The 22,467-nt window shown below is 72.8% G+C and carries 23 protein-coding genes; 7 read left to right on the top strand and 16 right to left on the bottom strand.

From position 1 onward, the window contains the following. Positions 1 to 84: 84 nt before the first annotated feature. Positions 85 to 606, top strand: a complete 522-nt coding sequence (locus ACZ5GH_RS20185; protein WP_464334940.1) for a D-aminoacyl-tRNA deacylase — start codon at positions 85 to 87, stop codon at positions 604 to 606. 22 nt (positions 607 to 628) lie between these two features. On the opposite strand, the gene ygfZ is transcribed toward ACZ5GH_RS20185, so the two are convergent. The 3 genes from ygfZ to ACZ5GH_RS20170 all read right to left on the bottom strand — a co-directional run bounded on the left by ygfZ (position 629) and on the right by ACZ5GH_RS20170 (position 2,762). Further along, positions 629 to 1,591 (bottom strand): CAF17-like 4Fe-4S cluster assembly/insertion protein YgfZ, encoded by a 963-nt coding sequence (gene ygfZ / locus ACZ5GH_RS20180; RefSeq protein ID WP_387760517.1) that lies wholly within the window; start codon positions 1,589 to 1,591, stop codon positions 629 to 631. A gap of 19 nt (positions 1,592 to 1,610) precedes the next feature. Continuing rightward, positions 1,611 to 2,075 (bottom strand): Fur family transcriptional regulator, encoded by a 465-nt coding sequence (locus tag ACZ5GH_RS20175; RefSeq protein WP_387760487.1) that lies wholly within the window; start codon positions 2,073 to 2,075, stop codon positions 1,611 to 1,613. Positions 2,076 to 2,177: 102 nt separating this feature from the next. Beyond that, complete coding sequence (locus ACZ5GH_RS20170; protein WP_387760486.1) at positions 2,178 to 2,762, bottom strand: heme-binding beta-barrel domain-containing protein; 585 nt, start codon at positions 2,760 to 2,762, stop codon at positions 2,178 to 2,180. Positions 2,763 to 3,110: 348 nt separating this feature from the next. On the opposite strand from ACZ5GH_RS20170, the gene ACZ5GH_RS20165 reads away from it, so the two are divergent. Beyond that, the gene (locus ACZ5GH_RS20165; RefSeq protein ID WP_387760485.1) at positions 3,111 to 3,473 is read left to right on the top strand and encodes a DsrE family protein; all 363 of its coding nucleotides are present in this window, start codon (positions 3,111 to 3,113) and stop codon (positions 3,471 to 3,473) included. Here the strand turns inward: ACZ5GH_RS20165 and ACZ5GH_RS20160 are convergent, their stop codons facing one another. From ACZ5GH_RS20160 to ACZ5GH_RS20130, 7 genes are all read right to left on the bottom strand, one after another. Beyond that, entirely contained in the window at positions 3,474 to 3,752 is a 279-nt protein-coding gene (locus ACZ5GH_RS20160) for a DUF3099 domain-containing protein (protein WP_387760484.1), read from the bottom strand. Positions 3,753 to 3,825: 73 nt separating this feature from the next. Next, positions 3,826 to 4,116, bottom strand: coding sequence for a DUF1416 domain-containing protein (locus ACZ5GH_RS20155; protein WP_045692289.1), 291 nt, complete (start codon positions 4,114 to 4,116; stop codon positions 3,826 to 3,828). A gap of 39 nt (positions 4,117 to 4,155) precedes the next feature. Next, positions 4,156 to 4,992 (bottom strand): sulfurtransferase, encoded by an 837-nt coding sequence (locus ACZ5GH_RS20150; protein WP_387760483.1) that lies wholly within the window; start codon positions 4,990 to 4,992, stop codon positions 4,156 to 4,158. Positions 4,993 to 5,224: 232 nt separating this feature from the next. Beyond that, a complete protein-coding gene (locus ACZ5GH_RS20145; protein WP_353652343.1) occupies positions 5,225 to 5,305 on the bottom strand; it encodes an Ms5788A family Cys-rich leader peptide in 81 nt (26 codons plus the stop codon). A 235-nt stretch (positions 5,306 to 5,540) separates the two neighbouring features. Continuing rightward, positions 5,541 to 6,272, bottom strand: coding sequence for an LmeA family phospholipid-binding protein (locus tag ACZ5GH_RS20140; RefSeq protein ID WP_387760482.1), 732 nt, complete (start codon positions 6,270 to 6,272; stop codon positions 5,541 to 5,543). Positions 6,273 to 6,497: 225 nt separating this feature from the next. Next, positions 6,498 to 7,934, bottom strand: coding sequence for a hypothetical protein (locus tag ACZ5GH_RS20135; RefSeq protein ID WP_464334939.1), 1,437 nt, complete (start codon positions 7,932 to 7,934; stop codon positions 6,498 to 6,500). A gap of 5 nt (positions 7,935 to 7,939) precedes the next feature. Next, positions 7,940 to 8,233, bottom strand: coding sequence for a MoaD/ThiS family protein (locus tag ACZ5GH_RS20130; RefSeq protein WP_387760480.1), 294 nt, complete (start codon positions 8,231 to 8,233; stop codon positions 7,940 to 7,942). 730 nt (positions 8,234 to 8,963) lie between these two features. Here ACZ5GH_RS20130 and ACZ5GH_RS20125 point away from each other — a divergent pair. From ACZ5GH_RS20125 to ACZ5GH_RS20105, 5 genes are all read left to right on the top strand, one after another. After that, positions 8,964 to 9,695, top strand: coding sequence for a response regulator transcription factor (locus tag ACZ5GH_RS20125; RefSeq protein WP_387760479.1), 732 nt, complete (start codon positions 8,964 to 8,966; stop codon positions 9,693 to 9,695). Between the two features lie 145 nt (positions 9,696 to 9,840). Then, positions 9,841 to 10,899, top strand: a complete 1,059-nt coding sequence (locus tag ACZ5GH_RS20120) for a LacI family DNA-binding transcriptional regulator (RefSeq protein WP_387760478.1) — start codon at positions 9,841 to 9,843, stop codon at positions 10,897 to 10,899. A gap of 134 nt (positions 10,900 to 11,033) precedes the next feature. Further along, the gene (locus ACZ5GH_RS20115) at positions 11,034 to 12,224 is read left to right on the top strand and encodes a S1C family serine protease (RefSeq protein WP_464334938.1); all 1,191 of its coding nucleotides are present in this window, start codon (positions 11,034 to 11,036) and stop codon (positions 12,222 to 12,224) included. Between the two features lie 68 nt (positions 12,225 to 12,292). Further along, on the top strand, positions 12,293 to 13,063 hold the full coding sequence (locus ACZ5GH_RS20110; RefSeq protein ID WP_387760476.1) for a response regulator transcription factor: 771 nt from the start codon (positions 12,293 to 12,295) through the stop codon (positions 13,061 to 13,063). Continuing rightward, complete coding sequence (locus ACZ5GH_RS20105; RefSeq protein ID WP_387760475.1) at positions 13,060 to 14,556, top strand: HAMP domain-containing sensor histidine kinase; 1,497 nt, start codon at positions 13,060 to 13,062, stop codon at positions 14,554 to 14,556. Before ACZ5GH_RS20110 ends, ACZ5GH_RS20105 begins: the two co-directional genes overlap by 4 nt. Before the next feature lie 96 nt (positions 14,557 to 14,652). Here the strand turns inward: ACZ5GH_RS20105 and ACZ5GH_RS20100 are convergent, their stop codons facing one another. The 6 genes from ACZ5GH_RS20100 to ACZ5GH_RS20075 all read right to left on the bottom strand — a co-directional run bounded on the left by ACZ5GH_RS20100 (position 14,653) and on the right by ACZ5GH_RS20075 (position 22,279). Continuing rightward, the gene (locus ACZ5GH_RS20100; RefSeq protein ID WP_464334937.1) at positions 14,653 to 16,458 is read right to left on the bottom strand and encodes a bifunctional metallophosphatase/5'-nucleotidase; all 1,806 of its coding nucleotides are present in this window, start codon (positions 16,456 to 16,458) and stop codon (positions 14,653 to 14,655) included. Between the two features lie 229 nt (positions 16,459 to 16,687). Then, the gene (locus tag ACZ5GH_RS20095; protein ID WP_387760473.1) at positions 16,688 to 18,037 is read right to left on the bottom strand and encodes an ATP-binding protein; all 1,350 of its coding nucleotides are present in this window, start codon (positions 18,035 to 18,037) and stop codon (positions 16,688 to 16,690) included. 54 nt (positions 18,038 to 18,091) lie between these two features. Next, the gene (locus tag ACZ5GH_RS20090) at positions 18,092 to 19,666 is read right to left on the bottom strand and encodes an SCO6880 family protein (RefSeq protein ID WP_387760472.1); all 1,575 of its coding nucleotides are present in this window, start codon (positions 19,664 to 19,666) and stop codon (positions 18,092 to 18,094) included. 7 nt (positions 19,667 to 19,673) lie between these two features. Then, entirely contained in the window at positions 19,674 to 20,894 is a 1,221-nt protein-coding gene (locus ACZ5GH_RS20085) for a hypothetical protein (protein WP_387760471.1), read from the bottom strand. Between the two features lie 52 nt (positions 20,895 to 20,946). After that, the gene (locus ACZ5GH_RS20080; RefSeq protein WP_387760470.1) at positions 20,947 to 21,762 is read right to left on the bottom strand and encodes a hypothetical protein; all 816 of its coding nucleotides are present in this window, start codon (positions 21,760 to 21,762) and stop codon (positions 20,947 to 20,949) included. Positions 21,763 to 21,928: 166 nt separating this feature from the next. Then, complete coding sequence (locus ACZ5GH_RS20075) at positions 21,929 to 22,279, bottom strand: hypothetical protein (protein WP_387760469.1); 351 nt, start codon at positions 22,277 to 22,279, stop codon at positions 21,929 to 21,931. Positions 22,280 to 22,467 lie beyond the last annotated feature (188 nt).

Here is a 22,467-nt window from a genome sequence, read left to right as displayed (position 1 = left end):
GCGGCGCGGGCCCGGACGCCCGGCTGCGCGCGGAGGGTTGCGGGGCCCTCCGGGGGGCGTACGGCGCTCCGGCACAATGGCGGCATGCGAGCAGTGGTGCAGCGAGTGAGCGAGGCCCGGGTGACCGTGGCCGGTGAGACCGTCGGCGCGATCGAGGGGCCCGGGCTCTGCGTCCTGGTCGGCGTCACCCACGACGACACTCCCGCCAAGGCCGCCCAACTGGCCCGCAAGCTCTGGACGCTGCGGCTGCTGCCGGCCCCGACCCCCCGAGCCGAAGACCGCGCCGACGCCGAGGGCGAGGGCGAGGGCGAGGAGCGACGAGCGGCCGACGGCGAGCGGGGGAGCCGCGAGGTCGAGCAGAGCTGCTCGGACCTCGGCGCCCCGCTGCTGGTGATCAGCCAGTTCACGCTCTACGGCGACGCCCGCAAGGGCCGCCGCCCCACCTGGAACGCGGCCGCCCCCGGCCCGGTCGCCGAGCCGCTGGTGGACGAGGTGGTGGCACAACTGCGCGCGCTGGGCGCCAAGGTGGAGACGGGCCGGTTCGGCGCCGACATGCGGGTGGCGCTGGTGAACGACGGCCCGTTCACCGTCCTCGTCGAGGTCTGAGCGGCCCCCGCCGCGGGGCGGTCTACTGCGGGACGATCACGTCCTGGGTGCCCGGGACCGTCCCGGCCAGCAGCACGGCGTCCACCGGGACGTTCCGCTTCACGATCGCCAGCGCGATCGGCCCCAGCTCGTGGTGCCGGGCCGAGGAGGTCACGAAGCCCAGCGCCCGCCCGTCCGGGTCGGTGGCCAGCCGCACCTCGGTGCCGTGCGGGGGCAGCGTCTCCTCGGTGCCGTCCAGGTGCAGGAAGACCAGCCGGCGCGGCGGGCGGCCCAGGTTGTGCACCCGGGCGACGGTCTCCTGGCCGCGGTAGCAGCCCTTCTGCAGGTGGACGGCGGTGCGCAGCCAGTCCACCTCGTGCGGGATGGTCCGGTGGTCGGTCTCGAAGCCGAGCCGGGGCCGGTGGTCCTCGATCCGCAGCGCCTCGTAGGCCCAGACCCCGGCCGCCGGGCCGTACCCGGCGGTGAGCCGCTCCAGCTCGCCGCGCGGCACGAACAGGTCGCGCCCGTACGGGAGTTCGCGGACGGCAGCGGCGCCCTCGACGGCCGCGGTGGAGCCGGCCGGCAGGTGGACCACGGCGTACTCGGCGGTCGCGTCGGCGACCTCCACCCGGTAGAAGAACCGCATGCCGTCCAGGTAGGCCACCAGCGCCTGCTGGGTGCCCGGCTCGACGTGCGCCCAGGTGGTGGTGCCGTCGTCCACCAGGTAGAGCGCGTGCTCGACGTGCCCGTTCGGGGAGAGCACCAGCGCCTCGGCGGCCTGCTGCGGCGGCAGCTCGCTGACGTGCTGGGTGAGCAGCAGGTGCAGCCAGGAGAGCCGGTCCGGGCCGGTCACGGTGACCACGCCGCGGTGCGAGAGGTCGACGAAGCCGGCGCCCTGCGACAGGTTGCGTTGCTCGCGGAAGATGTCGCCGTAGTGGGCGGCGACACCGTCGTCGGCCCCCTCGGCGGGGACGGCTCCGGGCAGGGAAAGCAGCGGGCTCTTCACACCGGTCATACCGGCCAGCTTACGGCCGGTCCCCGGCGGGCTCGGCGGCGCAGTCGGCGCAGCGGCCGAAGATGGCGAAGTGCTTGAGGTCGGTGTCGAAGCCGTGCCGCTCGCGCAGGCTGTCGATCAGCGGCTGGGCGATCTCGGTGCCGGTCTCGGTGACCTTCTCGCAGTCCCGGCAGACCAGGTGCAGGTGGTGGTGGCGGCCGGCCAGGTGGTAGGTCGGGGCGCCGTGGCCGAGGTGGGCGTGCGAGACCAGGCCCAGCTCCTCCAGCAGCTCCAGGGTCCGGTAGACGGTGGAGATGTTGATGCCGCTGGCGGTCCGGCGGACGTGGCAGAGGATGTCGTCGGGGGTGGCGTGGTCGAGCTCGTCGACGGCCTCCAGCACGAGCTGCCGCTGCGGGGTGAGCCGGTACCCGCGTTCGCGCAGGTCGGTCTTCCAGTCGCCGGAGAGCTGCCAGTCGGTGGTGCCGGTGTCCGCCACGGTACTGTCCCTGCCAATGGTCGGGGGTCCTGGTGCAAGTGTAGGGACCGGCCGCGGGCCGGTCCCTACCTCGTGCACCGAACTGCCGGTCGCGCGACCGGCCTACTTGAAGAAGGCGATGCCGTCGTCCGGCAGGTCGTTGATGTCCTTGATCAGCTGGGCCGGGCTGAGCACCTTCTTCAGCTGCGCGGACATGTACGGGCGCAGCGGGACGTTCGGGGCGGCCTTCTCGCCGACCCAGAGCAGCTCGCCGTTGACGAAGCCGTACAGCCGCTTGCCGCCCGAGTACTCCGGCGAGCCCTCGATCCGGGCCACCGCGTCGGTGGAGACGTCGACCTGCGGCTTGCCGTCGGCCAGCTCGCCGTACCAGATCTCGACCGTGCCGTCGTCGCGGACGGAGGAGATCTCGATGCCCCGGGCACCGCTGGTGCCGTCGGTGTTGCTGGTGATGCGCCAGAACGCGTGCTCGTTCTCCAGCGGACGGACCTTCTCGCCCTCGCCGTCCAGCACCCAGGTGCGGGAGCGGAACTCCAGGAAGGGGCGGCCGTCGTGGCGGATCACGATCTCCTGGCCGAAGTTGCACTTCTCCGCGCCCGGGAAGTCGAATACGCCCGCGCCCTCCCAGGTGCCGAGGAGGAAGGCGAGCGGGACGACGTCCTTGTGGAGGTCAGAGGGGATCTCGATCATGTTCCTGGTCGCTGTTCTCGTCGGTGTGGGACTGCCTCAACCGTACGGCAGACTCAGCGCTGGCCCTGGTACAGCTTCATCACCGAGAAGATGGCGAACCAGGTGATCAGCACGGCCATGAGGGCCAGCAGACCGTCGAAGAACATTTCCAGACCGGACACGGGGGGCTCCCAGGCGGCGACAGTGTGGTGGATTTTGCTCCGCTCACTCTATCCGCCGGGTTCCGGCCGGTCGCGGTGAGCCCCACCACGTCGCGGTTCGCGCCGTCGCCCCCCGGCTGCCCAAGCTTTGCCCAAGGGTTCCGGCGATGCCGGACGGCGGGGGCGACGGGCGCTCTAAGGTGGCGCCATGTCGAAGAAACTGGTCATCAAGGTCACCGCAGGGGCGGACGCGCCGGAGCGGTGCTCGCAGGCGTTCACGGTGGCGGCGGTGGCCGTCGCCAGCGGGATCGAGGTCTCGCTCTGGCTGACCGGGGAGTCCTCCTGGTTCGCCCTGCCGGGCCGGGCCGCGGAGTTCGAACTGCCGCACGCGGCGCCGCTGCCGGACCTGCTGGAGTCGATCCTGGCGGCCGGTTCGGTGACCCTGTGCACCCAGTGCGCGGCCCGGCGCGGGATCGAGCAGAAGGACACCGTCGACGGTGTCCGGATCGCGGGCGCCCAGGTCTTCGTCAGCGAGATCATGGCGGACGGCGTCCAGGCGCTCGTGTACTAGCTAGTCCCTCTTCCGCGGTTCCCGGTCGGGGCGGTCCCGGTCGTGGCCTGGGTCGTCCCACCTCGGGTCGTCCCAGCGCGGGTCGTCCCACCAGTCGTCCTCGGGGTCCCGCTTGTTGGCGAACACCGCGGCGGCGGGCGGGATGACCATCGCGACCACGCACATGCCGATCGCCGCGCCGACCGAGAAGAACCGCACCACGCCCCAGGCCATGACGAACAGGCCCAGGCACACGCCCATCATGGCGAAGTAGTAGCGACGCCGCCGCCTTGCCCGCATCCCTCCACGGTACGACCGAGGGCCCCTGCACGGCAGGGGCCCTCGGGGTGATCCGGATTCGCTCCGGCTCCGGTCAGACCGCGATCGCGACCTCGACGGCGGCGCCCTGGGAGGCCACCACCTGACGGTCCACGGTCTGGCCCGGCACCAGCGCCCGCAGGGTCCACTTGCCCGGGCGGGCGAAGAACCGGAACTGGCCGGTCGCCGAGGTGGGCACCTCGGCCGTGAACTCGTTGTTCTCGTCCAGCAGCCGGACGTAGCCGTTGACCGGCTCACCGTCGCGGGTCACCGAACCCTGGATGATCGTCTCGTTCGCCACGTCAACTCCTGCCAGGTCCGGGCCGCCGGCCTTCGCACCGCACATGTCTGTGTTCCCTTCTGACTTACGGGTCGAGCCGGAGGCTCAGTTGCTGCCGAGCTCGATCGGCACGCCGACCAGGCTGCCGTACTCGGTCCACGAACCGTCGTAGTTCTTGACGTTCTGCTGGCCGAGCAGCTCGTGCAGCACGAACCAGGTGAGCGCGGAGCGCTCGCCGATGCGGCAGTAGGCGATGGTGTCCTTCGCCAGGTCGATGCCCTCGGCCTCGTACAGCGCCTTGAGCTCGTCGTCGCTCTTGAAGGTGCCGTCGTCGTTGGCGTTCTTGGCCCACGGGATGTTGCGGGCGCTCGGCACGTGGCCGGGGCGCTGCGACTGCTCCTGCGGGAGGTGGGCCGGGGCGAGCAGCTTGCCGGAGAACTCGTCGGGCGAGCGCACGTCGACCAGGTTCAGGGTGCCGATGGCGGCGATCACGTCGTCGCGGAAGGCGCGGATCGAGGAGTCGGCGGCCTGCGCCCTGTACTCGGTGGCGGGACGGGCCGGCACCTCGGCGACCAGGTCGCGGGAGTCCAGCTCCCACTTCTTGCGGCCGCCGTCCAACAGGCGGACGTCACCGTGGCCGTACAGCTTGAAGTACCAGTAGGCGTACGAGGCGAACCAGTTGTTGTTGCCGCCGTACAGGACGACCGTGTCGTCGTTGGCGATGCCCTTGGCGCTGAGCAGCGCCTCGAAGCCGGCCTGGTCGATGAAGTCGCGGCGGACGGGGTCCTGGAGGTCCTGCTTCCAGTCGATCCGGACGGCGTTGCGGATGTGGTTCTTGTCGTACGCGGAGGTGTCCTCGTCGACCTCGACGATGACGACCTTCGGGTCGTCCAGGTGGGCCTGGACCCAGTCGGCGTCGACCAGGACGTCGCTGCGGCTCATGGTGGTGTCTCCATCCGAGGGCGGTTGTGCGGAAGGTGCTGCTCAGGAGGGTGCTGCAGGGGTGCCCGGGTGGGTGCGGTCCGAAAGTCCGTCCGAATACCGGGACGGGGCGCGGAGCGGTGCGGCCGGGCGGGGGACTGCGGAGTACATCGGCGACCGCCCGCTCGCAGAGCCGGGCGCGGTCACCGGGAAGATCGGCGGCGGGCGTCAACTGCCCAGCCGGGGCGCCGAGTCAGCGCATTCGACACAGACAGGCGGACACGCGGCACAGGTCTACCGCCCGCCGCTTCGTGAGGTCCGTCTGTCGCTTCATGCCGACGATGCTAGGGACACCGGAGGCCCGCTGTCATCAGCGTATCGAATAGTGGGATCAAAACGACCGGATGGCGGGATTTGACCCGGGCCGGGCCCGCCGGGCGCCGGCCGGAGGCCTCCGGCCGGCGTGCGCGGGGCGGAAACGACACCGCTCCGCGGTCCGCGCTGGACAGCGCATCTCGCGGAGCGGAACGATTCGGCGGGGCCGGGGACTGCCACACGGAGGCCGGGAATCAGCCCAGGAGCTTGAAGCCCTTGCCGTCGAAGGTCAGCTGGAGGCCCTCCGCCAGCGGCGTCACGCCGCTCCCGCCCTCCTTGTCGGCCAGCTTCAGCCCGGCCGGCAGCGAGTCCAGGGTGAAGCTCATCGGTTCCAGCTGCTGGCCGGTGGCGCCGGCCACCATCCCCGCCAGCGAAGTCAGCCGGAAGCCGTCCACCGTGACGGTGTTCCCCTTGTTGTGCACGGTGCCCTCGCCGATCGCGAGCGGCCCCAGCGAGGCCTTGACCTTGCCCGGACCGGCATACGACAGGCTCAGCCGGGAGTTGCCGCCCACCGGCAGCTTGGCCCCGCGCAGCAGCTGGGAGGCGGGCGGCAGCAGCTGCGCGAGGTCCGGGTAGGAGATCACCCCGCTGCCGGTACCGCTGTCCACCGTGGCGCTGCTCATGCTGTCGCCGACCTTGACGCCGGAGAGCTGCGCCTTGAACGAGTGCAGCGCCACCTGGTGGCCGCCGTCGCCGACGGTCAGGCCGTCGGAGGCGATCCGCACGTCGTCCAGCTTCATCGACAGCACCTGGGTGAGGAACGGGAATCCCTCGATCGAGACGTCCGGGCGCTGGCTCATCCGGCCGCTCTTCACGATCCGGTCGGCGGCCTCGTCCTCGGCCACGCCGACCGCGATCCGGTCAGCGCCCAGCAGCAGGCCCGAGAGCACCGCCAGGCCGATCGTGGTCTTCAGCCATCCGCGCATCGTGTCCCCCGTCGTCGCCGTCGCAGTGGTCGTTCGTCGCTGAAATCGTTCGCAGTGGTTCGTTCCCGGAGGGTCGTTCCCGGTGGGTCGTTCCCGGTGGGTCGTGCACCGTTCGGTGGCGGACGCGGCACACGTCCGCCCCCGCACGACCGTACGACGTCCGGCCCCGGAACATGGTTCCGGAGCCGGAATCCGACCGAAGCGGACCGCGGGCCGGCCGGCGGGTCAGGCCAGCAGGTCGGTGGCGATCCAGACCAGCGGTGCGGCCACCGCCAGCGGCAGCGCCACGCCCGCCGTCATGTGCACGAAGCGGGACGGGAAGTCGTACGCCGCGACCCGGCGGCCGACCAGCGCGCCCAGCCCGGCCAGCGCGCCGAGCGCGGGCGGCGCCCCGACCAGCAGGCCCAGCGCCACCGCCGCGGCCAGGCCCAGCACCGGGCCCAGCTGCTTCGGCCCGGGCAGCGGCGCCGCGGCCAGCAGGGTGGCCAGCGCCACCGCGCCCACCGCGGCCGGCACCCAGTCGGCCACCAGCAGCGCGGTGCACAGCACCGTCACCACGGTGGCCGAGCCGAGCACGGTCAGCGCGTAGAACCGCTCCTTCGGGTCCGACGGACGGAACGTCTGCAGCACCAGGACGAGCAGGAAGAACCCGCCCAGGGTGCCCACCACGGCCGCCGCGCCGCCGCCGGAGTCCGCCAGCAGCACCGCCGCGTCCGCCGTGAGACCGGCCAGCGCGGCGAGCAGGATGCCCTGCCGGGCCGGCCACATGCCGTTCAGCCGGAACCAGCCGGCCGCCGTCAGCAGCTGGAGCAGCGCGACCACCAGGGCCAGCGCGATCTGCCCGAGCGCGGCGCCGCCGGCCAGCAGCGCGGCCGCGCCGGCGGTGATCAGGGCCGGCTGCAGGCCCGGGTCGATGATCGGCGAGCCGGTCCGGCGCGGGCCGGCGGGCGGCACGGCCTGCGGGGGGACGGCCGCGTACGGCCCTGCGACGGGGGCGCCCAGCGGTCCGGGGGCGCCGGCCGGGCCCAGCGGGCCGGGGGCGGTCGGGCGCTTGAGCGTCATGGTCGGCGGGTCGAAGGCCTCCGCCGTCGGCTGCCCGGGGGCGGGCTGCGGCGCCGCGGCGGGGGCCGCGTGCCGGGCCCGCGGCCTCGGCGGCTGCTGGAGCTGGATCGTCGGGTCCGGCTGGGGCTGCACCGGCTGCTCCGGCTGCCGCCGCCGCTGCTGCCGCGACGACTGGGGCTGCGGCTGCGGGTGCTGGGACTGCGGCTGCGGCTGCGGCGGCTGCTGGTACTGCGACTGCTGGAACTGCTGCTGCGGGTGCGGCGGCTGCGGGTGCCGCGGCGGCGCGACCGGCATGGAACCGGACACCACCACCGGCGGCAGCAGCGCCGTCGCCTCGGCGTCGTCCGCCGCCGGCACCGGTGGCAGCAGGGTGGTCGCGGCCGCGTCGTCGAACGCGGGCACCGGCGGCATGACCGTGGTCGCCGCCGCGTCGTCCACCGGGTACCCGTACGGCGACTGGTGGCCCGGCTGCGGCGGCTGCTGCCCCTGGGGCGGGTACGGCTGCCGCTGCTGGTGGGGCTGCTGCGGCTGGTGGGGCTGCTGCGGCCACTCGCCGTAGCCGCCGCGGTTGGGATGGTTCGGGTTGTTCATGTCCGTCACGCCGCTCAGCCTCCCGCGAACGGGGGAAGGACCTCCACCGCCCCGCCCTCGGTCAGGGCGACGGTCGCGTGGTCGCGGCCGCCCACCTGGGCCCCGTCGACCAGGTACGAGCAGTGCCCGAGCAGCTGGACGAACTTCGGCCGGTCGGCGTGCCGCTCCCTGGCCGCCGCCAGCGCCTCCGCCAGGGTCGCCGCCTGGTACGGCTCCTCGGCCAGGCCGGCCTCGGACTTCGCCGCCGCCCAGTAGCGGATCGTCCCGCGCACCCGGGCGCCGCTCGCGGGCTCGGTGGTCGCGCCCATCGGGCCACCCCTTCTCGTCGTCCTCGCCCGGCCCCCGGTACCCCGGTCCGGCTCGCCACCGCGACGGCCCGCCCGACCACCCGAACGATGGACCCGAACAGCGCCTCCGATGTGCGTCCCATGATGGCGCGTCCACCGCCACGAGCGGCAATCGCCCTGGCCGGACGGACCCGGAACGCGCACCGGCCTCCCACCGGACCGCCACCGGGCGGCGCCGGCCCGGCGCTCGAAGCTGTGTCCAGCCTCACCCGGCGCACGCCCGAATTGGGTGAACCGCCGGATTCCCGCACTCCCGGCGGAAGGGGCGGTCGGCTATCCTCGACCACCAAGAGGGATCCGGGCAGAGTCGCCCCCGGGTCCTTTCGTGCTTTCAGGACGCCAGTACGGACGTTCTTGCGATTCGTCGGCCCACCCCCGGCGCGCAGCAGGACCGTCCCGCCTGACGCGGCACAACGAGGTGCCCCGGCCGGCCGGGGCGCCGCCACCCGGCACCGGGCCGCCACCCGCCGCCGGACCAGACCGGAGGGTTCACGGTGATGAACAGGGCAGAAACGGTGCGCCAGGGGTTGCGGGACCCCCGGCCGACCCGCCGTCGCGCCCTGCACGCCGTCCGCTCCCCCGGTTCGCCGCGGGCCGCCGTCGTCCTCCCCACCCCCTCAGCACGTGCGCCATCCGGCTGTGGCGGCAGCCGTCATGCGACCGCGACGACCCGGAAAGGGGACCACCGGGTATGAGTTCTCTCCTCCTCCTCACCAATGCGCTGCAGCCTTCAGCCGAGGTGCTGCCCGCCCTCGGACTTCTGCTGCACAACGTCCGGGTGGCTCCCGCCGAGGGCGCGGCCCTGGTGGACACCCCCAGCGCGGACGTCATCCTGGTGGACGGCCGGCGCGACCTGCCGCAGATCCGCAGCCTCTGCCAGCTGCTGCGCTCCACCGGCATCGGCTGCCCGCTGATCCTGGTGGTCACCGAGGGCGGCCTGGCCGCCGTCACCGCCGAGTGGGGCATCGACGACGTCCTGCTGGACACCGCCGGCCCGGCCGAGGTCGAGGCCCGGCTGCGGCTCGCGCTCGGCCGCCTCCAGGTCGTCTCCGACGACAGCCCGATGGAGATCCGCAACGGCGACCTCTCGGTCGACGAGGCCACCTACTCCGCCAAGCTCAAGGGCCGGGCGCTCGACCTCACCTTCAAGGAGTTCGAGCTGCTCAAGTACCTCGCGCAGCACCCCGGCCGGGTCTTCACCCGGGCGCAGCTGCTCCAGGAGGTCTGGGGCTACGACTACTTCGGCGGCACCCGGACGGTCGACGTGCACGTCCGGCGGCTGCGCGCCAAGCTCGGCGTCGAGCACGAACAGCTGATCGGCACCGTACGCAACGTCGGCTATCGCTTCGTCGTGCCGGAGAAGCCCGAGAAGGGCGAACGGCCGGAGCTCGCCCAGCGCCCCGCCGCCCCCCTGGAGGCCTGAGCCCGGGCCCGTCCGGACACCGGCGCGGAGCCGGGCGGGCACCCCCGCCCGGCTTGTCCGGTTCCTCCCGGACCCGCCGGCCGGCCTGCCGAACGGGGCCCGGATCCCACTGCCGCCCCGGAGACCACACGCGTAGACTCCCCCCGTGGCCAAAGTGACGCGCGACGATGTAGCCCGACTGGCTGGTACCTCGACCGCGGTCGTCAGCTACGTCATCAACAACGGGCCGCGCCCGGTCGCGCCCGCGACCCGCGAGAAGGTGCTCGCCGCGATCGAGCAGCTCGGCTACCGGCCGAACAGCGTCGCCCAGGCGATGGCCTCCCGGCGCACCAACCTGATCGGCATGGTCGTCCCGGACGCCCGCCAGCCCTTCTTCGCCGAGATGGCGCACGCCGTGGAACGGGCCGCCTCCGAGCGCGGCAAGCTCGTGCTGATCGGCAACTCCGACTACGTGGACGACCGCGAGGTGCACTACGTCCGCGCCTTCCTCGGGATGCGGGTCTCCGGCCTGATCCTGGTCAGCCAGGGCCCCTCGCAGCGCGCCGCCGAGGAGTTCGCCGCGATGGAGGGCGCCAAGGTGGTGCTGCTGCACCGCCGTCCCGAGGCGATCGACGACGTCGCGGTGGTCACCGACGACGTGGCGGGCGCCGAGGCGGTCGTGCGCCACCTGCTGGAGGTCCACGGACACCCGTACGTGGCCTGCTTCGGCGGCCCGGTCGAGTCCCCGGCCCCCGGCGACCCGGTCATCGACCACGTCGAGGGCTGGCAGCGCGCCATGGACGCGCACGGCGTCCCCACCGAGCCGCACCTGATCGACGCGCCCTTCCACCGCTACGGCGCCTACGACGTCGCGCTCGACGTGCTGCGCTCGCCGGACCGGCCCCGGGCGATCTTCTGCTCCACCGACGACCAGGCGATCGGCGTGCTGCGGGCCGCCCGCGAGGTCGGCCTGCGGGTCCCGGAGGATCTCGCGGTGGCCGGCTTCGACGACGTGCCGGAGGCCGCGCTCGCCGACCCGCCGCTGACCACCGTCGCCTCCGACCGCGACGCGATGGCCCGGGCCGCCGTGGACCTGGTGCTGGACGACTCGCTGATGGTGCCCGGCTCGGACACCGAGCGGGTCCGCACCTTCCCGTCCCGGCTGGTCATCCGCCGCTCCTGCGGCTGCGCCGGCGACGCCCCCGGCCGGTCCGCGGCGCAGTAGCCGGGGAGTACCGGAGCGGCCGGCTCCGCTCGGCAGGCGTCCTGACCAGGCTTTATGAGAACCCAACGGGCTTCTCTCCCCGTTCTGAGCCGGTTCTCATGCACTCCTCATGCGGCGGGCCGAGCTTGGTCGGCATGACCGAACAGCAGCGCCACCCCAGTGAGCCGTACGACCCGTACGAGACCCGGCAGCAGCACGTCCCGGACCCGGCCCGCCGGCCCCGGGTGATCGAGGGCACCGTGCTCGGCGGCGGCCCGGCCGTCGGCGGCCCCGGCACCACCGGCCCGGACGGGTACGGACCCGGGTACGGGTACCGCGAGGACCACTCCGGCGGCGCCTTCGACGGACCGCCGCCGCCCCCGCCGGTCCCGCCCGAGCCGCCCACGCTCCTCGGACCGGGCTCCCCCGAGGGCCCCGGCGACCGCGGCGGCCGGGCCCGGCGCGGACTGCTGCGCGGCCGGCTCGCCCTGGTCACCGCCGTCGCCGCGGTCGCCGCCCTCCTCGGCGGGGTCACCGGCGGACTGGTCGCCGCCGACCGGCAGAACCCCGACGACCGCGTCGGCACCGTCGCCAGCCCGGTCTCCGCCCGCTCCGACGGCAGCGCCGACGTGGCCGCGGTCGCCGCCGCCGTCTCGCCCAGCACCGTCCAGATCACCGTCCGGACCGGCACCGGCACCGCCACCGGCACCGGCGTCGTCCTGGACACCGACGGACGGATCCTCACCAACTACCACGTGATCGACACCGCGGCCGCCGGCGGCCGGATCACCGTCACCTTCAAGGACGGCTCCACCGCCCAGGCCACCGTCACCGGCACCGACAAGGCCCTCGACGTCGCCGTCATCACCGCGACCGGCGCGAAGGACCTCGTCCCCGCCGTCCTCGGCGACTCCTCCACCGTGGCCGTCGGCGACCCGGTCGTCGCCATCGGCAACCCCGACGGCCTCACCGGCACCGTCACCTCCGGCATCATCAGCGCGGAGAACCGTGACGTCACCGTCCAGCTCGACGAGGGCAGCACCAGCGCCAACGGCGGCTTCGGCCTCCCCTACCTGCCCGGCCTGCGCGGCACCGCCCCGCAGTCCGGCACCAGCACCACCTACAAGGCCTTCCAGACCGACGCCGCGCTCAACCCCGGCAACTCCGGCGGCCCGCTGATCAACGCCGAGGGCCAGGTCATCGCCGTCAACTCGGCGATGTACGCGCCCGGCGGCTCCGGCTCCTCCGGCAGCGGCCCGGCCGGCAGCGTCGGCCTCGGCTTCGCCATCCCGATCAACGACGTCAAGCAGGTGCTGCCGAAACTCGAAGCCGGCCAGAACCTGTGAGCCGCACGCCCTGAGACGGACAATTGCTCCCAGCAGGCCCTCCCCCCGACGAGAAAGGGCACCCGCCCATGACCCCGTCCGCCGACGACCGCACCATCGCCGAGGCCGGCCACCCCTCCGCCCGGCTCCTCGTGGTCGACGACGAACCCGCCCTCCGGGACGCCCTGGAGAGCAGCCTCGCCTTCGAGGGGTACGAGGTCGCCACCGCCACCGACGGCTACGAAGCCCTGGAGTCCGTCGAACGCGACCGGCCCGACCTCGTCCTGCTGGACATCATGATGCCCCGGATGGACGGCCTCACCGCCGTCCGCCGGATGCGCTCGCGCGGCGACACCGTCCCGGTGCTGATGCTGACCGCCCGCGACGCCGTCGGCGACCGCGTCACCGGCCTCGACGTCGGCGCCGACGACTACCTCGCCAAGCCCTTCGAGCTCGACGAACTGCTCGCCCGGGTCCGCGCCCTGCTGCGCCGCAACGCCCTCGCCGCCGAGGCCGCCGCCCGCGCGGCCGTCGAGGACGAGAGCGAGGTGCTCGCCTTCGCCGACCTGCGGATGAACACCGCCACCCGCGAGGTCACCCGGGCCGGCAAGCCGATCGAACTCACCCGCACCGAGTTCATGCTGCTGGAGATGTTCCTCGCCCACCCCCGCCAGGTCCTCACCCGCGAACAGATCCTCAAGGCGGTCTGGGGCTTCGACTTCGAGCCCTCCTCCAACTCCCTGGACGTGTACGTGATGTACCTGCGCCGCAAGACCGAGCAGGGCGGCATGCCCCGGCTGATCCAGACCGTGCGCGGCGTCGGCTACGCCCTGCGCCCGGCCGCCGGCACGAACGCGTGAACGACGTTCCGCCCCCTCCGCTCGCCCCGCCGCTGGTCCCGTCGCGCGCCTCCGACCGCCGGCGGCGCCTCCTCCGCTGGTACCGCTCCCGCTCGCTGCGCAGCCGCCTCACCTTCCTGAGCGCGGCGGCGGTGGCGGTGGCGATCGCGCTGTCGGCGCTGGCGTGCTGGTTCATCGTGGAGAAGCAGCTGTACGGCCAGGTCCGCGCGGACCTCGCCGGGGCGCCGCCGGCCCCGGTCGGCCGGGGGGACCTCGCCTGCTACGACACCCCGGAACACGCGCTGGAACGCCAGCCCGGCGGCAGCCCGCAGGGGATCAGCGCGGCCGCTCCCCGGGACACCCAGTTCCTCGCGCGCGGCACGGGGGTCTGCCTGCCCCCCGGCGCGACCAAGGCGATCGTGACCGTGCCGGAGGACTCAGCCGCCTTCCGGCTCGCGCCCGGCCAGTCGATCATCCGGGAGGGCCGGTACACCAACGGGGAGCCCGCGTTGGTCCGGTTGACCGAGGACCCCCGGTACAGGGTGCCGGTCGTCGTCATGGTCGCGACCTCCACCCAGCCCGTCGAGGAGTCGCTCCGGGGCCTCGCCGTCCTGCTCGGCTCCGTCGCCGCCGGCGGCGTCCTGCTCGCCGCCGTCGCCGGGCGCCTGGTCTCCCACTCCGCCCTCAAGCCGGTCGACCGGCTCACCGACGCCGTCGAGCACATCGCCCGGACCGAGGAGGTCGGCACCACCATCCCGGTCCACGGCCACGACGAGATCGCCCGGCTGTCCACCTCGTTCAACTCCATGAGCACCGCCCTGGCCAACTCCCGCGAGCGGCAGACCCGGCTGATCGCCGACGCCGGGCACGAGCTCCGCACCCCCCTGACCTCCCTGCGCACCAACGTCGACCTGCTGATCCGCAGCGACCAGACCGGCCGCCCGCTGCCCGCCGCGACCAGGACCAAGCTGCTCGGCAACATGAAGGCGCAGATGCGGGAGCTCACCGTCCTGATCGGCGACCTGCTCCAGCTCTCCCGCCCGGACACCCCGAAGAGCGGGCCCGCCCCCACCGTGACCGCCCTGCACGAGATCGCCGCCCGGGCCGTCGAGCGGGCCGAGCTGCGCGGCCCGGGGCTGGTCTTCGAGACCGACACCGAGCCCTGGTACGTGCACGGCGACGCGGCCGGGCTGGAACGGGCCGTGATCAACCTGCTGGACAACGCGGTCAAGTACAGCCCGCCCGGCGGCACCATCGAGGTCCGGCTGCACCAGGGCGTGTTGACCGTCCGGGACCACGGCCCCGGCATCCCGCCGGACGAGCTCCAGTACGTCTTCGACCGGTTCTGGCGCTCGCCCTCCTCGCGGCAGCTGCCGGGCTCCGGCCTCGGACTGTCGATCGTCGCGCAGAGCGTCCGGGAGGCGGGCGGCGAGGTCACCCTCGGCCCGGCCGCGGACGGCGGCCCGGGCGCGCTGGCCACCGTCCGGCTGCCCGGCGGCCCCGCCCCGGAGTGACGGGGCCGCGGCGCCCACGGGGCCCCGGAACGGCGGAGGGGGCGGGCGGGGCGCCCCGACAGCGCCCCACCCGCCCCCTCCTGGGCCGGCTCACGGTCAGTCGATGTCGCCGCCCGGGCCGATGATCTTGATCCGGTCCTGCGCCGGGGCCTGCAGCGGCGCACCCGCGGAGCTGTGGGCGCTCAGGTAGGCCGTGAAGACGTCCAGGTCGGAGGCGCCGACCAGCTTGTCGGTGCCGGCCGCGAAGGCCGGGAAGCCGTCGCCGCCGCCGGCCAGGAACTCGTTGGCCGCGACCCGGTAGGTGGCGGCCGGGTCGACCGGGGCGCCGTTCAGCCGGACCGAGTCCGGGACCACCCGGTCCGCGCCGGACTTGCGCATGTCCAGGGTGTAGTGCAGGTTCGAGGACACCTGGAGGATCTTCGGCGCGGCGGCGTTGGGGCCGCTCACCTGCTGCTGGAGCAGCTGGACCAGCTGGGCGCCGGTCAGCGTCTTGACCTGCATCATGTTGGTGAACGGCTGGACGGTGAAGGCCTCGCTGTAGGTCACCACGCCGTTCAGCTTCGGGTCGCCCGACGGGTCCTTGAAGACCAGGTCGGAGCGGATGCCGCCGGAGTTCATGAACGCGACCTGCGCACCGCCCTTGTCGGCGGGGGCGAGGCCCTCCAGCTGGGCGTCGGCGATCACGTCACCGAGCGGCTTCTCCAGGTCGCTGCTGCCGCGGCCGTTGATGTCCGAGGCGATGTAGCCGACCGGACGGTTGGCGACCGGGGCGGCGAGCTTGGAGTAGTGGTCGACCAGCGCCGTCATGTCGGGCGCCTTCTCGACCGTGCGGCGCACCACGTGGTTCGCGGCCTTGACCGAGGGACGCACGATCGCCCCGGTGGTCTTGTCCAGCTTCATGTCGATCTCGGTGAAGAGCCGGCCGAAGGAGGCGGCGCTGGTCACCGAGCGCGGGACGCCGTCGGGGTCGGGGATGCTGCAGGCGTACGCGTTGTGGGTGTGGCCGGTGACGATGGCGCCGACCGCCGGGTCGATCTTCTGCGCGATGTCGACGATCGGACCGGAGACGCCCTGACCGGGCGCGCCGCAGTCGTAGTTGTAGACGGAGCCGGCCGGGTAGCCGCCCTCGTGGATCAGCGCGACGATCGAGTTGACGCCCTTGGCCTTGAGCTCGGCGGCGTACTTGTTGATCGTGGTGACCTCGTTGGCGAACTTCAGGCCCTTGACGCCCTCGGCGGTCACGATGTTCGGCGTGCCCTCCAGGGTGACGCCGATGAAGCCGACCTTCACGCCCTGGGACTTGGTGATCCAGTACGGGGCCAGCAGCGGCTTGCCGGTCTTCTCGTCGGTGACGTTGGCCGACAGGTAGTTGAAGTTGGCGCCCTTGAAGGTGCGGCCGGGCTCGTAGCAGCCGTCGGTCGGGTGGCAGCCGCCCTCCTGCATGCGCAGCAGCTCCTGCGCGCCCTCGTCGAACTCGTGGTTGCCCACCGAGGTGACGTCCAGGCCGAGCTTGTCCATCGCCTCGATGGTCGGCTCGTCGTGGAAGAGCGCCGAGGTGAGCGGGCTGGCACCGATGATGTCGCCGGCCGCGACGGTGATCGAGTCGTCGGCCGGGATCCGCGCCTTGCGCAGCTCGGTGGCCAGGTACTCGATGCCGCCGGCCGGGGTGGCGACCTCCTTGCCGGTGGCCGGGTCGATCTCCTTGATCGTGCCGGAGTTGCCGACCGGGGGTTCCAGGTTTCCGTGGAAGTCGTTGATCGCCAGCAGCTGGAGGTTGACGGTCTTGTGGCGCTTGGCGTCGGCGCCGGCGGCCTGGGCGGCCGTCGGCACGGCCACCGTGCCGAACAGACCTGCGGCGGCGACGACGGCGAGCGCCGTCCGTCGGGATCTGACGGTGAGCATGAAGGGTTCCCCTGCACCTTGGAAGGAGCACCGGCTGTGGACAGCGTCGGCGTTCGAGATGTGTTGCGACTGCGAAGCCTAGGGTCAACGCGCGTAGCTGTCAGGACGTCGAACGTAACGAGAGGATTACCTACTGGCGAACCGTCGCGGTCGGCAGGGAGCGGAGCCTGCGCGGAGCGCCCCGGGCACCCGCGGCCCGGCGGCCGGCCGCCGGGCCGCGGGTGCCGGCTCAGACCCCCGGCTCGGCCGCCAACTGCCGTTCCGCGCGCACCCGTTCGGCCACCGCGTCCTCGGTCATCGCACGGTCGGTGTAGACCAGCGGGCGCTCGGCCTCGGTGATGATGTGCTTGACCACCTGGACGTTGCCGTTGACGTCCCAGACCGCGATGCCCGGCGAAAGTGTGGGGATGATCTCCACCGCCCAGCGCGGCAGGCCCAGCACCCGGCCGGTGGCCCGTGCCTCCTCCGCCTTCTGCATGTAGATCGTCCGGGTGGAGGCCATCTTCAGGATCGCCGACGCCTCCTTGGCCGCCGCGCCGTCCACCACGTCGGACAGGTGGTGCACCACCGCCACGAAGGACAGGCCCAGCCGGCGGCCGAACTTCAGCAGCCGCTGGAACAGTTGGGCCACGAACGGGCTGTTGATGATGTGCCAGGCCTCCTCGACCAGGAAGATGCGCTTCTTCCGGTCCGGCCTGATCCAGGTGTGCTCCAGCCACACCCCGACGATCGCCATCAGGATCGGCATCGCGATCGAGTTGCGGTCGATGTGCGAAAGGTCGAAGACGATCAGCGGCGCGTCCAGATCGATGCCCTCGGTGGTCGACCCGTCGAACATGCCGCGCAGGTCACCGTCGACCAGCCGGTCCAGCACCAGCGCCACGTCCAGACCCCAGGACTGCACCTCGTCCACCGCCACGCCCAGCGACTCCACCGAGGACGGGTGGGGGCTGCGCAACGTGTCGATGATGTCGTCCAGCACCGGCTGGCGGTCCGTCACCGAGGCCACGACGTGGGCGTGCGCGGCCTTCAGCGCGAAGCCGGCCCGCTCCTCCAGCCCGCGCCCCATCGCCACCTCGACGATGGTGCGCAGCAGCGACAGCTGGCCGGTCTGGGTGATCGCCGGGTCCAGCGGGTTGAGCTTCACCCCGCCGTCCCGGGCTGCCATCGGGTCCAGCCGGATCGACTTTATGCCCAGCGCGTCGGCGATCAGGTTCCACTCGCCCACGCCGTCCTCGCCCTGCGCGTCCAGCACCACCACCTGGCGGTCGCGGAACCTCAGCTGCCGCAGCACGTACGTCTTCTCCAGCGCCGACTTGCCGTTGCCGGACTCGCCGAGCACCAGCCAGTGCGGGGCGGGCAGCTGCTGCCCGTACAGCTGGAAGGGGTCGTACACGTACCCCTTGCCGCTGTACACCTCACGGCCGATGATCACACCGGAGTCGCCCAGCCCGGGCGCGGCGGTCGGCAGGTAGACGGCCTGCGCCTGGCCGGTGGAGGTGCGCACCGGCAGGCGGGTGGTCTCCACCTTGCCGAACATCAGGCTGGTGAACGCCTCGGTGAGGTTGCCGAGGGCCATGGGCGGCCTCCTGACGGGTCAGCGGTGGACGGGGGGTCGGACGGACGGCGGTGGTCAGCGGCGGATGCCGGTGGCGAACGGGAGGGTGTTCACGAAGGCCCGGTGGTGCTCGCGGTCGCACCACTCCAGCTTGAGGTAGCTCTTGCCGGCCGAGGCCCGGATGGTCCGCTTGTCGCGGGCCAGCGCGTCGGGGTTGCGCGAGGAGACCGTGATGTAGCCGACCAGGTTCACCCCGGCCGCGCCGGAGGCCAGGTCGTCACCGCGCTGGTCCACCCGGCCGGTGTGGGCCAGGTCGCGCGGGTCGACCGTGCGGTTCATCTTCGCCGCGCGGCTGGCCTCGGCCTCGTCGTTGGTCTTCTCGGTCAGCATCCGCTCGATCGCGACGTCGGTGGGCTCCAGGTCCATCGTCACCGCGACCGTCCGGATCACGTCCGGGGTGTGCACCAGCAGCGGTGCCAGGAAGTTGACGCCCACCGGGGTGAGCGGCCACTCCTTGATCCACGCGGTGGCGTGGCACCACGGCTCCCGGGTCGCCGACTCCCGGGTCTTCGCCTGCAGGTACTGCGGCTCGGTCGCGTCCAGCTCGGCCGGCCAGGCGTTGCGCCGGGACATCGCCTGGATGTGGTCGATCGGGTGGTCCGGGTCGTACATCGAGTGCAGCAGCGAGGAGAGCCGGGCCTGGCCCAGCGGCTGGCGCACCCGGATGTCCGCCTCGGCCAGCCGGGCGCAGATGTCGGTCAGCTCGCGCGCCATCACGGCCGCCAGCCCCTCGTCGTCCCGCGCCCGCCGCCCGGTGGCCGTCCGGCCCATCGCGTGCGCCTCGGCCGCCAGGTCGCGGGTGTAGTGCATGCAGGCCACCAGGTACGCCCGGTGCTGCTCCGAGGAGGTCGACACCATCGACTGGAGCTGGTCGTACGAGTCCTGCAGCCAGCGCGGCGAGGACGGGTCGCCGCGCCGCTCGACGTCCTTGGCGTGCGCGTCCGGGTCGGCCGGCAGGGTCCGGGCCAGGATCTGCAGCCGGGTCACGAAGCCGTCCCCGTTGGCGACGTGCTTCAGCAGCGTCCCGAACCGGTCGACCAGGGCCTCCTGGTCCTCCGAGTCGCGCAGCCCGACGCCCGGGCCCTCGATCTCGATCGCGGCCGTCACCGTGCGCCGCTCCAGGTGCATCAGCACCCCGACCTCGTCGGGCCCGAACGGCGCCGTCAGCCAGCGCAGCCGCCCCACCCCGGGCGGCGGACCGACCTCCACCTCCCGGCCGTCCAGCCGGGTGCCGGCGTCCATCACGTCCGAGCGCCACACCGCCCGCCCGCTGCGGACCGTCCGGCGGTAGGTGCGGTTGATCTCCACCCACTTGTAGAACGTCCTCTTGCGGTACGGCACGTACACCGCCGCGATGGCGAGCGCCGGCAGACCGACCAGACCACCGATCCGCAGCGGCAGGACCGGCATCAGCAGGCCCCAGAGCATGCCGAGGAAGGCCCCGAAGATGATCAGCATGATCTCGCCGGACTCCCGGTTCCGGCCGATCGGCGCGTTCGGGCGGGCCTTGCCGATCAGGTAGGTGCGGCGCTGGTGCACGTACGGCTGGGCGTACTGGGCGCCGTACTGGCCGAGCGGTTCGCTGCTCACTTACCCGTCACCCCCCCTTCGCTGGATTGCTGTCGCGGATCGGAACCGGAGCCGGCGGCGGTCCGCCCTGCGGCGGCGGGGCCGGCGTCCGGCCGGCGTGGGCGGCGATGCCCGGCGCCACCGAACCACCGCCCGCGCCACCGCCGCCACCCGTGCCGGACGCCTGCGGACCGCGGTCGCCGTGGGTGCTGATGCCCTGCTTCATCAGGTTCGCGGTGCCGTTGATCATCGCCGAACCGGCCTGGACGGCGTTCGCCCGGGCCCCCCGCAGGTTCAGCATCTCGTCGCCGAAGCCCGGCACGAAGCGGTAGACCGACGCGCTCGCGAAGATCGACAGGAACAGGATCGCCAGCCCGGACAGCACCCGGGCGAAGTCGTCGTCGGCCCCGGCCCCGGTCGCCACCGCGCCCGCCAGACCCAGGATGACCACGATGATCGGCTTCGCCAGGTCCACCGCCAGCATCACCCCCGCCCAGCGCCGCACGTGCTTCCACAGCTGCCGGTCCACCAGCCCCGCGTACACCGCCGTGCCCAGCAGCGCGCCCACGTACAGCATCGCCGCCCGGATCAGCAGCTCGACCCAGAGCACCGCCGCCGCCAGCACCGCCACCAGCGACACGATCACCAGGATCAGCGGGCCACCGCCCACGTCGCCCTTCTCCAACGTGTCGGCGAACCCTCCCAGGTACGACCCGGTGTCCGTCTTCGTCCCGACCGCTATCGCCTTGGTCAGCCCGTCCGTCACGCTCACCACGGTGTACAGGATCAACGGCGTGAACGCGGACGCCACCACCGTCAGCCACAGGAACCCGATCGCCTCCGAGAACGCCGTCGCCAGCGGCGCTCCCCGCACCGCCCGCTTCGACACCGCCAGCAGCCACAGCACCAGCGTGATCACCGTCGACACGGCGAACACCACGGCGTACTGCTGCAGGAACGACGCGTTGGTGAAGTCCACCTGCGTCGTCCCGTCGATCGCCCCCGACAGCTTCCGCACCACCCACGCCGCGGCCTGCGCACAGCTCTTGGCCAACGACCCGAGGGGGTCGGTCACGGTGTTGACCGCGCCACTACCGGGAATGACGACAGCTCCCCCAGGAGCACAGCCTGCGTCACTGCCGGGGATCGGAAGATCGACCTTTTGACAGGTCGGAGTGGCTGTCGGCGACGGTTCAGCGAATACCCGCTGAGCCGTCGACAGCGCCGCCACCTGCAAGGTGGCCAGCACACCGACAAGGGTGCCCGCTCGGCGCCGTGCGCCGGAACGGCGTGAGGTCTGATCAACGGGCATAGCGGAACCCCCCGAACTGCTGGACGGCGCCGGTGATCTCATCGGCGGTGGCGGCCTGCTGGTCTGCGGGCACCGGCGCGGGGCCCTGCCTGCTGGTGAAGTCGGTGAGCTTCCAGTCGCTGCCCGTCCAGTGCAGCGAGAGCGTGAGGGTGAACCAGTTGGTGGTCACCGGCTGGACGGAGCGCTCGCCGGCAAGGCCGGTGAGGCCGGTGCACCACACCTCGACCTTGGCGTCGCCGTCGCTGTAGCCCGTCGACTTGGTGCCGACCGGGACGGTGCGGCTGACGAAGGTGAGGCCCTTGGGCGCGTGGCCCTGGGCGTCGAGGCCGTAGCGGGTGGCGGTGTCGCCGCCGAAGCCCTGGTCCAGCCGGCTCTGCAGCCCCGCCAGGGCGCCGGGGTCGGCGATGGTGGTGACGATGCCGTGCCGGCTGTCGGTGCGGAACATGTCCGCGGAGCCGATCGCCACCGCGTAGTTGGTGGCGGCCGACTGGGCGCCCGGCTCGGTGTGCGGGTAGCCGGTCGGGATGCCGTTGACGGTGGTGCCGACGGGCTGGTCGCCGCTGGGGGCCGGGCCGGCGCCGGAGGCGGCACGGTCGGCGGAGGCGCCACCGCCGCCGCTTCCACCGCCCGTGCCGGGTGTGACGCGGTTGGCGACGGCGATGGCCACCACGAGCAGGGTGACGACGACCAGGACGGCCAGCAGGGCGCGCATCGGGCGGGACTGACGGAGGTTCGGCTGGGCGGAGGACTGTTCGCCGACCGGCAGGCGCGTACGGGTGCGCGGCTGGTCGTCGGACAACGGCACGGCGGCCCTCCTGGTGCGGGGAGCCGGGGCGGCTCCGGGGGCCCTCCGCCCGGGGGCGGGCGCGGACGGAGGGTGGGAACGGGGGTGGACTCCTGGCGGGCCTGCCCCGGAGGGGGTCCGGACGGGGATCCGGTCCCGGGCAGGTCGGACTACTGCTGTCCGATCGTCAGATCGCCATTCCGTAGACAATGGTGAACAGGGTGCCGAGTGATCCGATGATGAACACGCCGGTCAGTCCGGCGACGATCAGCCCCTTGCCCTGTTCGGCGCCGAAGCTGTCGCGCATCGCGGTCGCCCCGATCCGCTGCTTGGCCGCGCCCCAGACCGCGATGCCGAGGCAGATGAGGATGGCGACGGCCATGACGACCTCGACCATCACCCGTGCCTCGGAGCCGAGGGTCGCGAACGGGCCCCAGTCCGGGGCGATCCCGCCGATGATGGTGTCGATGTTCGGCTTCTTGGGGGGATCCTCGGCCAGGTGGCTGACCGCATTGGTGTGCACGCTGCTCAGGTTCATTTCCATCTCACCGCCCGATCAGGCAAATTCAAGGGCCCGGACCCGGCCCGCGCGAAGGGTCGGTACCTATTCTTGGCCAGATCTGATGTCGACTTGGCTACTTCTCGCGGATTGGTCGTGAGGCATCGGACACGTACGCGAGGATGTACACCGTACGAAGGATAGCGCTCACTGTTCGTATCTCTGAT

Source organism: Kitasatospora sp. Xyl93 (assembly GCF_055383135.1).
This window is presented reverse-complemented; position numbering and strand designations above follow the sequence as displayed.

Bases quoted from the DNA above. Each gene is read 5' to 3' on its own strand.
- ACZ5GH_RS20140 (WP_387760482.1), bottom strand. From the start codon at position 6,272: ATGCGCGGATGGCTGAAGACCACGATCGGCCTGGCGGTGCTCTCGGGC.
- ACZ5GH_RS20075 (WP_387760469.1), bottom strand. From the start codon at position 22,279: ATGAACCTGAGCAGCGTGCACACCAATGCGGTCAGCCACCTGGCCGAG.
- ACZ5GH_RS20185 (WP_464334940.1), top strand. From the start codon at position 85: ATGCGAGCAGTGGTGCAGCGAGTGAGCGAGGCCCGGGTGACCGTGGCC.
- ACZ5GH_RS20145 (WP_353652343.1), bottom strand. From the start codon at position 5,305: ATGAAGCGACAGACGGACCTCACGAAGCGGCGGGCGGTAGACCTGTGC.
- ACZ5GH_RS20160 (WP_387760484.1), bottom strand. From the start codon at position 3,752: ATGCGGGCAAGGCGGCGGCGTCGCTACTACTTCGCCATGATGGGCGTG.
- ACZ5GH_RS20155 (WP_045692289.1), bottom strand. From the start codon at position 4,116: ATGTGCGGTGCGAAGGCCGGCGGCCCGGACCTGGCAGGAGTTGACGTG.
- ACZ5GH_RS20170 (WP_387760486.1), bottom strand. From the start codon at position 2,762: ATGATCGAGATCCCCTCTGACCTCCACAAGGACGTCGTCCCGCTCGCC.
- ACZ5GH_RS20125 (WP_387760479.1), top strand. From the start codon at position 8,964: ATGAGTTCTCTCCTCCTCCTCACCAATGCGCTGCAGCCTTCAGCCGAG.
- ACZ5GH_RS20150 (WP_387760483.1), bottom strand. From the start codon at position 4,992: ATGAGCCGCAGCGACGTCCTGGTCGACGCCGACTGGGTCCAGGCCCAC.
- ACZ5GH_RS20165 (WP_387760485.1), top strand. From the start codon at position 3,111: ATGTCGAAGAAACTGGTCATCAAGGTCACCGCAGGGGCGGACGCGCCG.
- ACZ5GH_RS20100 (WP_464334937.1), bottom strand. From the start codon at position 16,458: ATGCTCACCGTCAGATCCCGACGGACGGCGCTCGCCGTCGTCGCCGCC.
- ACZ5GH_RS20115 (WP_464334938.1), top strand. From the start codon at position 11,034: ATGACCGAACAGCAGCGCCACCCCAGTGAGCCGTACGACCCGTACGAG.
- ACZ5GH_RS20110 (WP_387760476.1), top strand. From the start codon at position 12,293: ATGACCCCGTCCGCCGACGACCGCACCATCGCCGAGGCCGGCCACCCC.
- ACZ5GH_RS20130 (WP_387760480.1), bottom strand. From the start codon at position 8,233: ATGGGCGCGACCACCGAGCCCGCGAGCGGCGCCCGGGTGCGCGGGACG.
- ACZ5GH_RS20095 (WP_387760473.1), bottom strand. From the start codon at position 18,037: ATGGCCCTCGGCAACCTCACCGAGGCGTTCACCAGCCTGATGTTCGGC.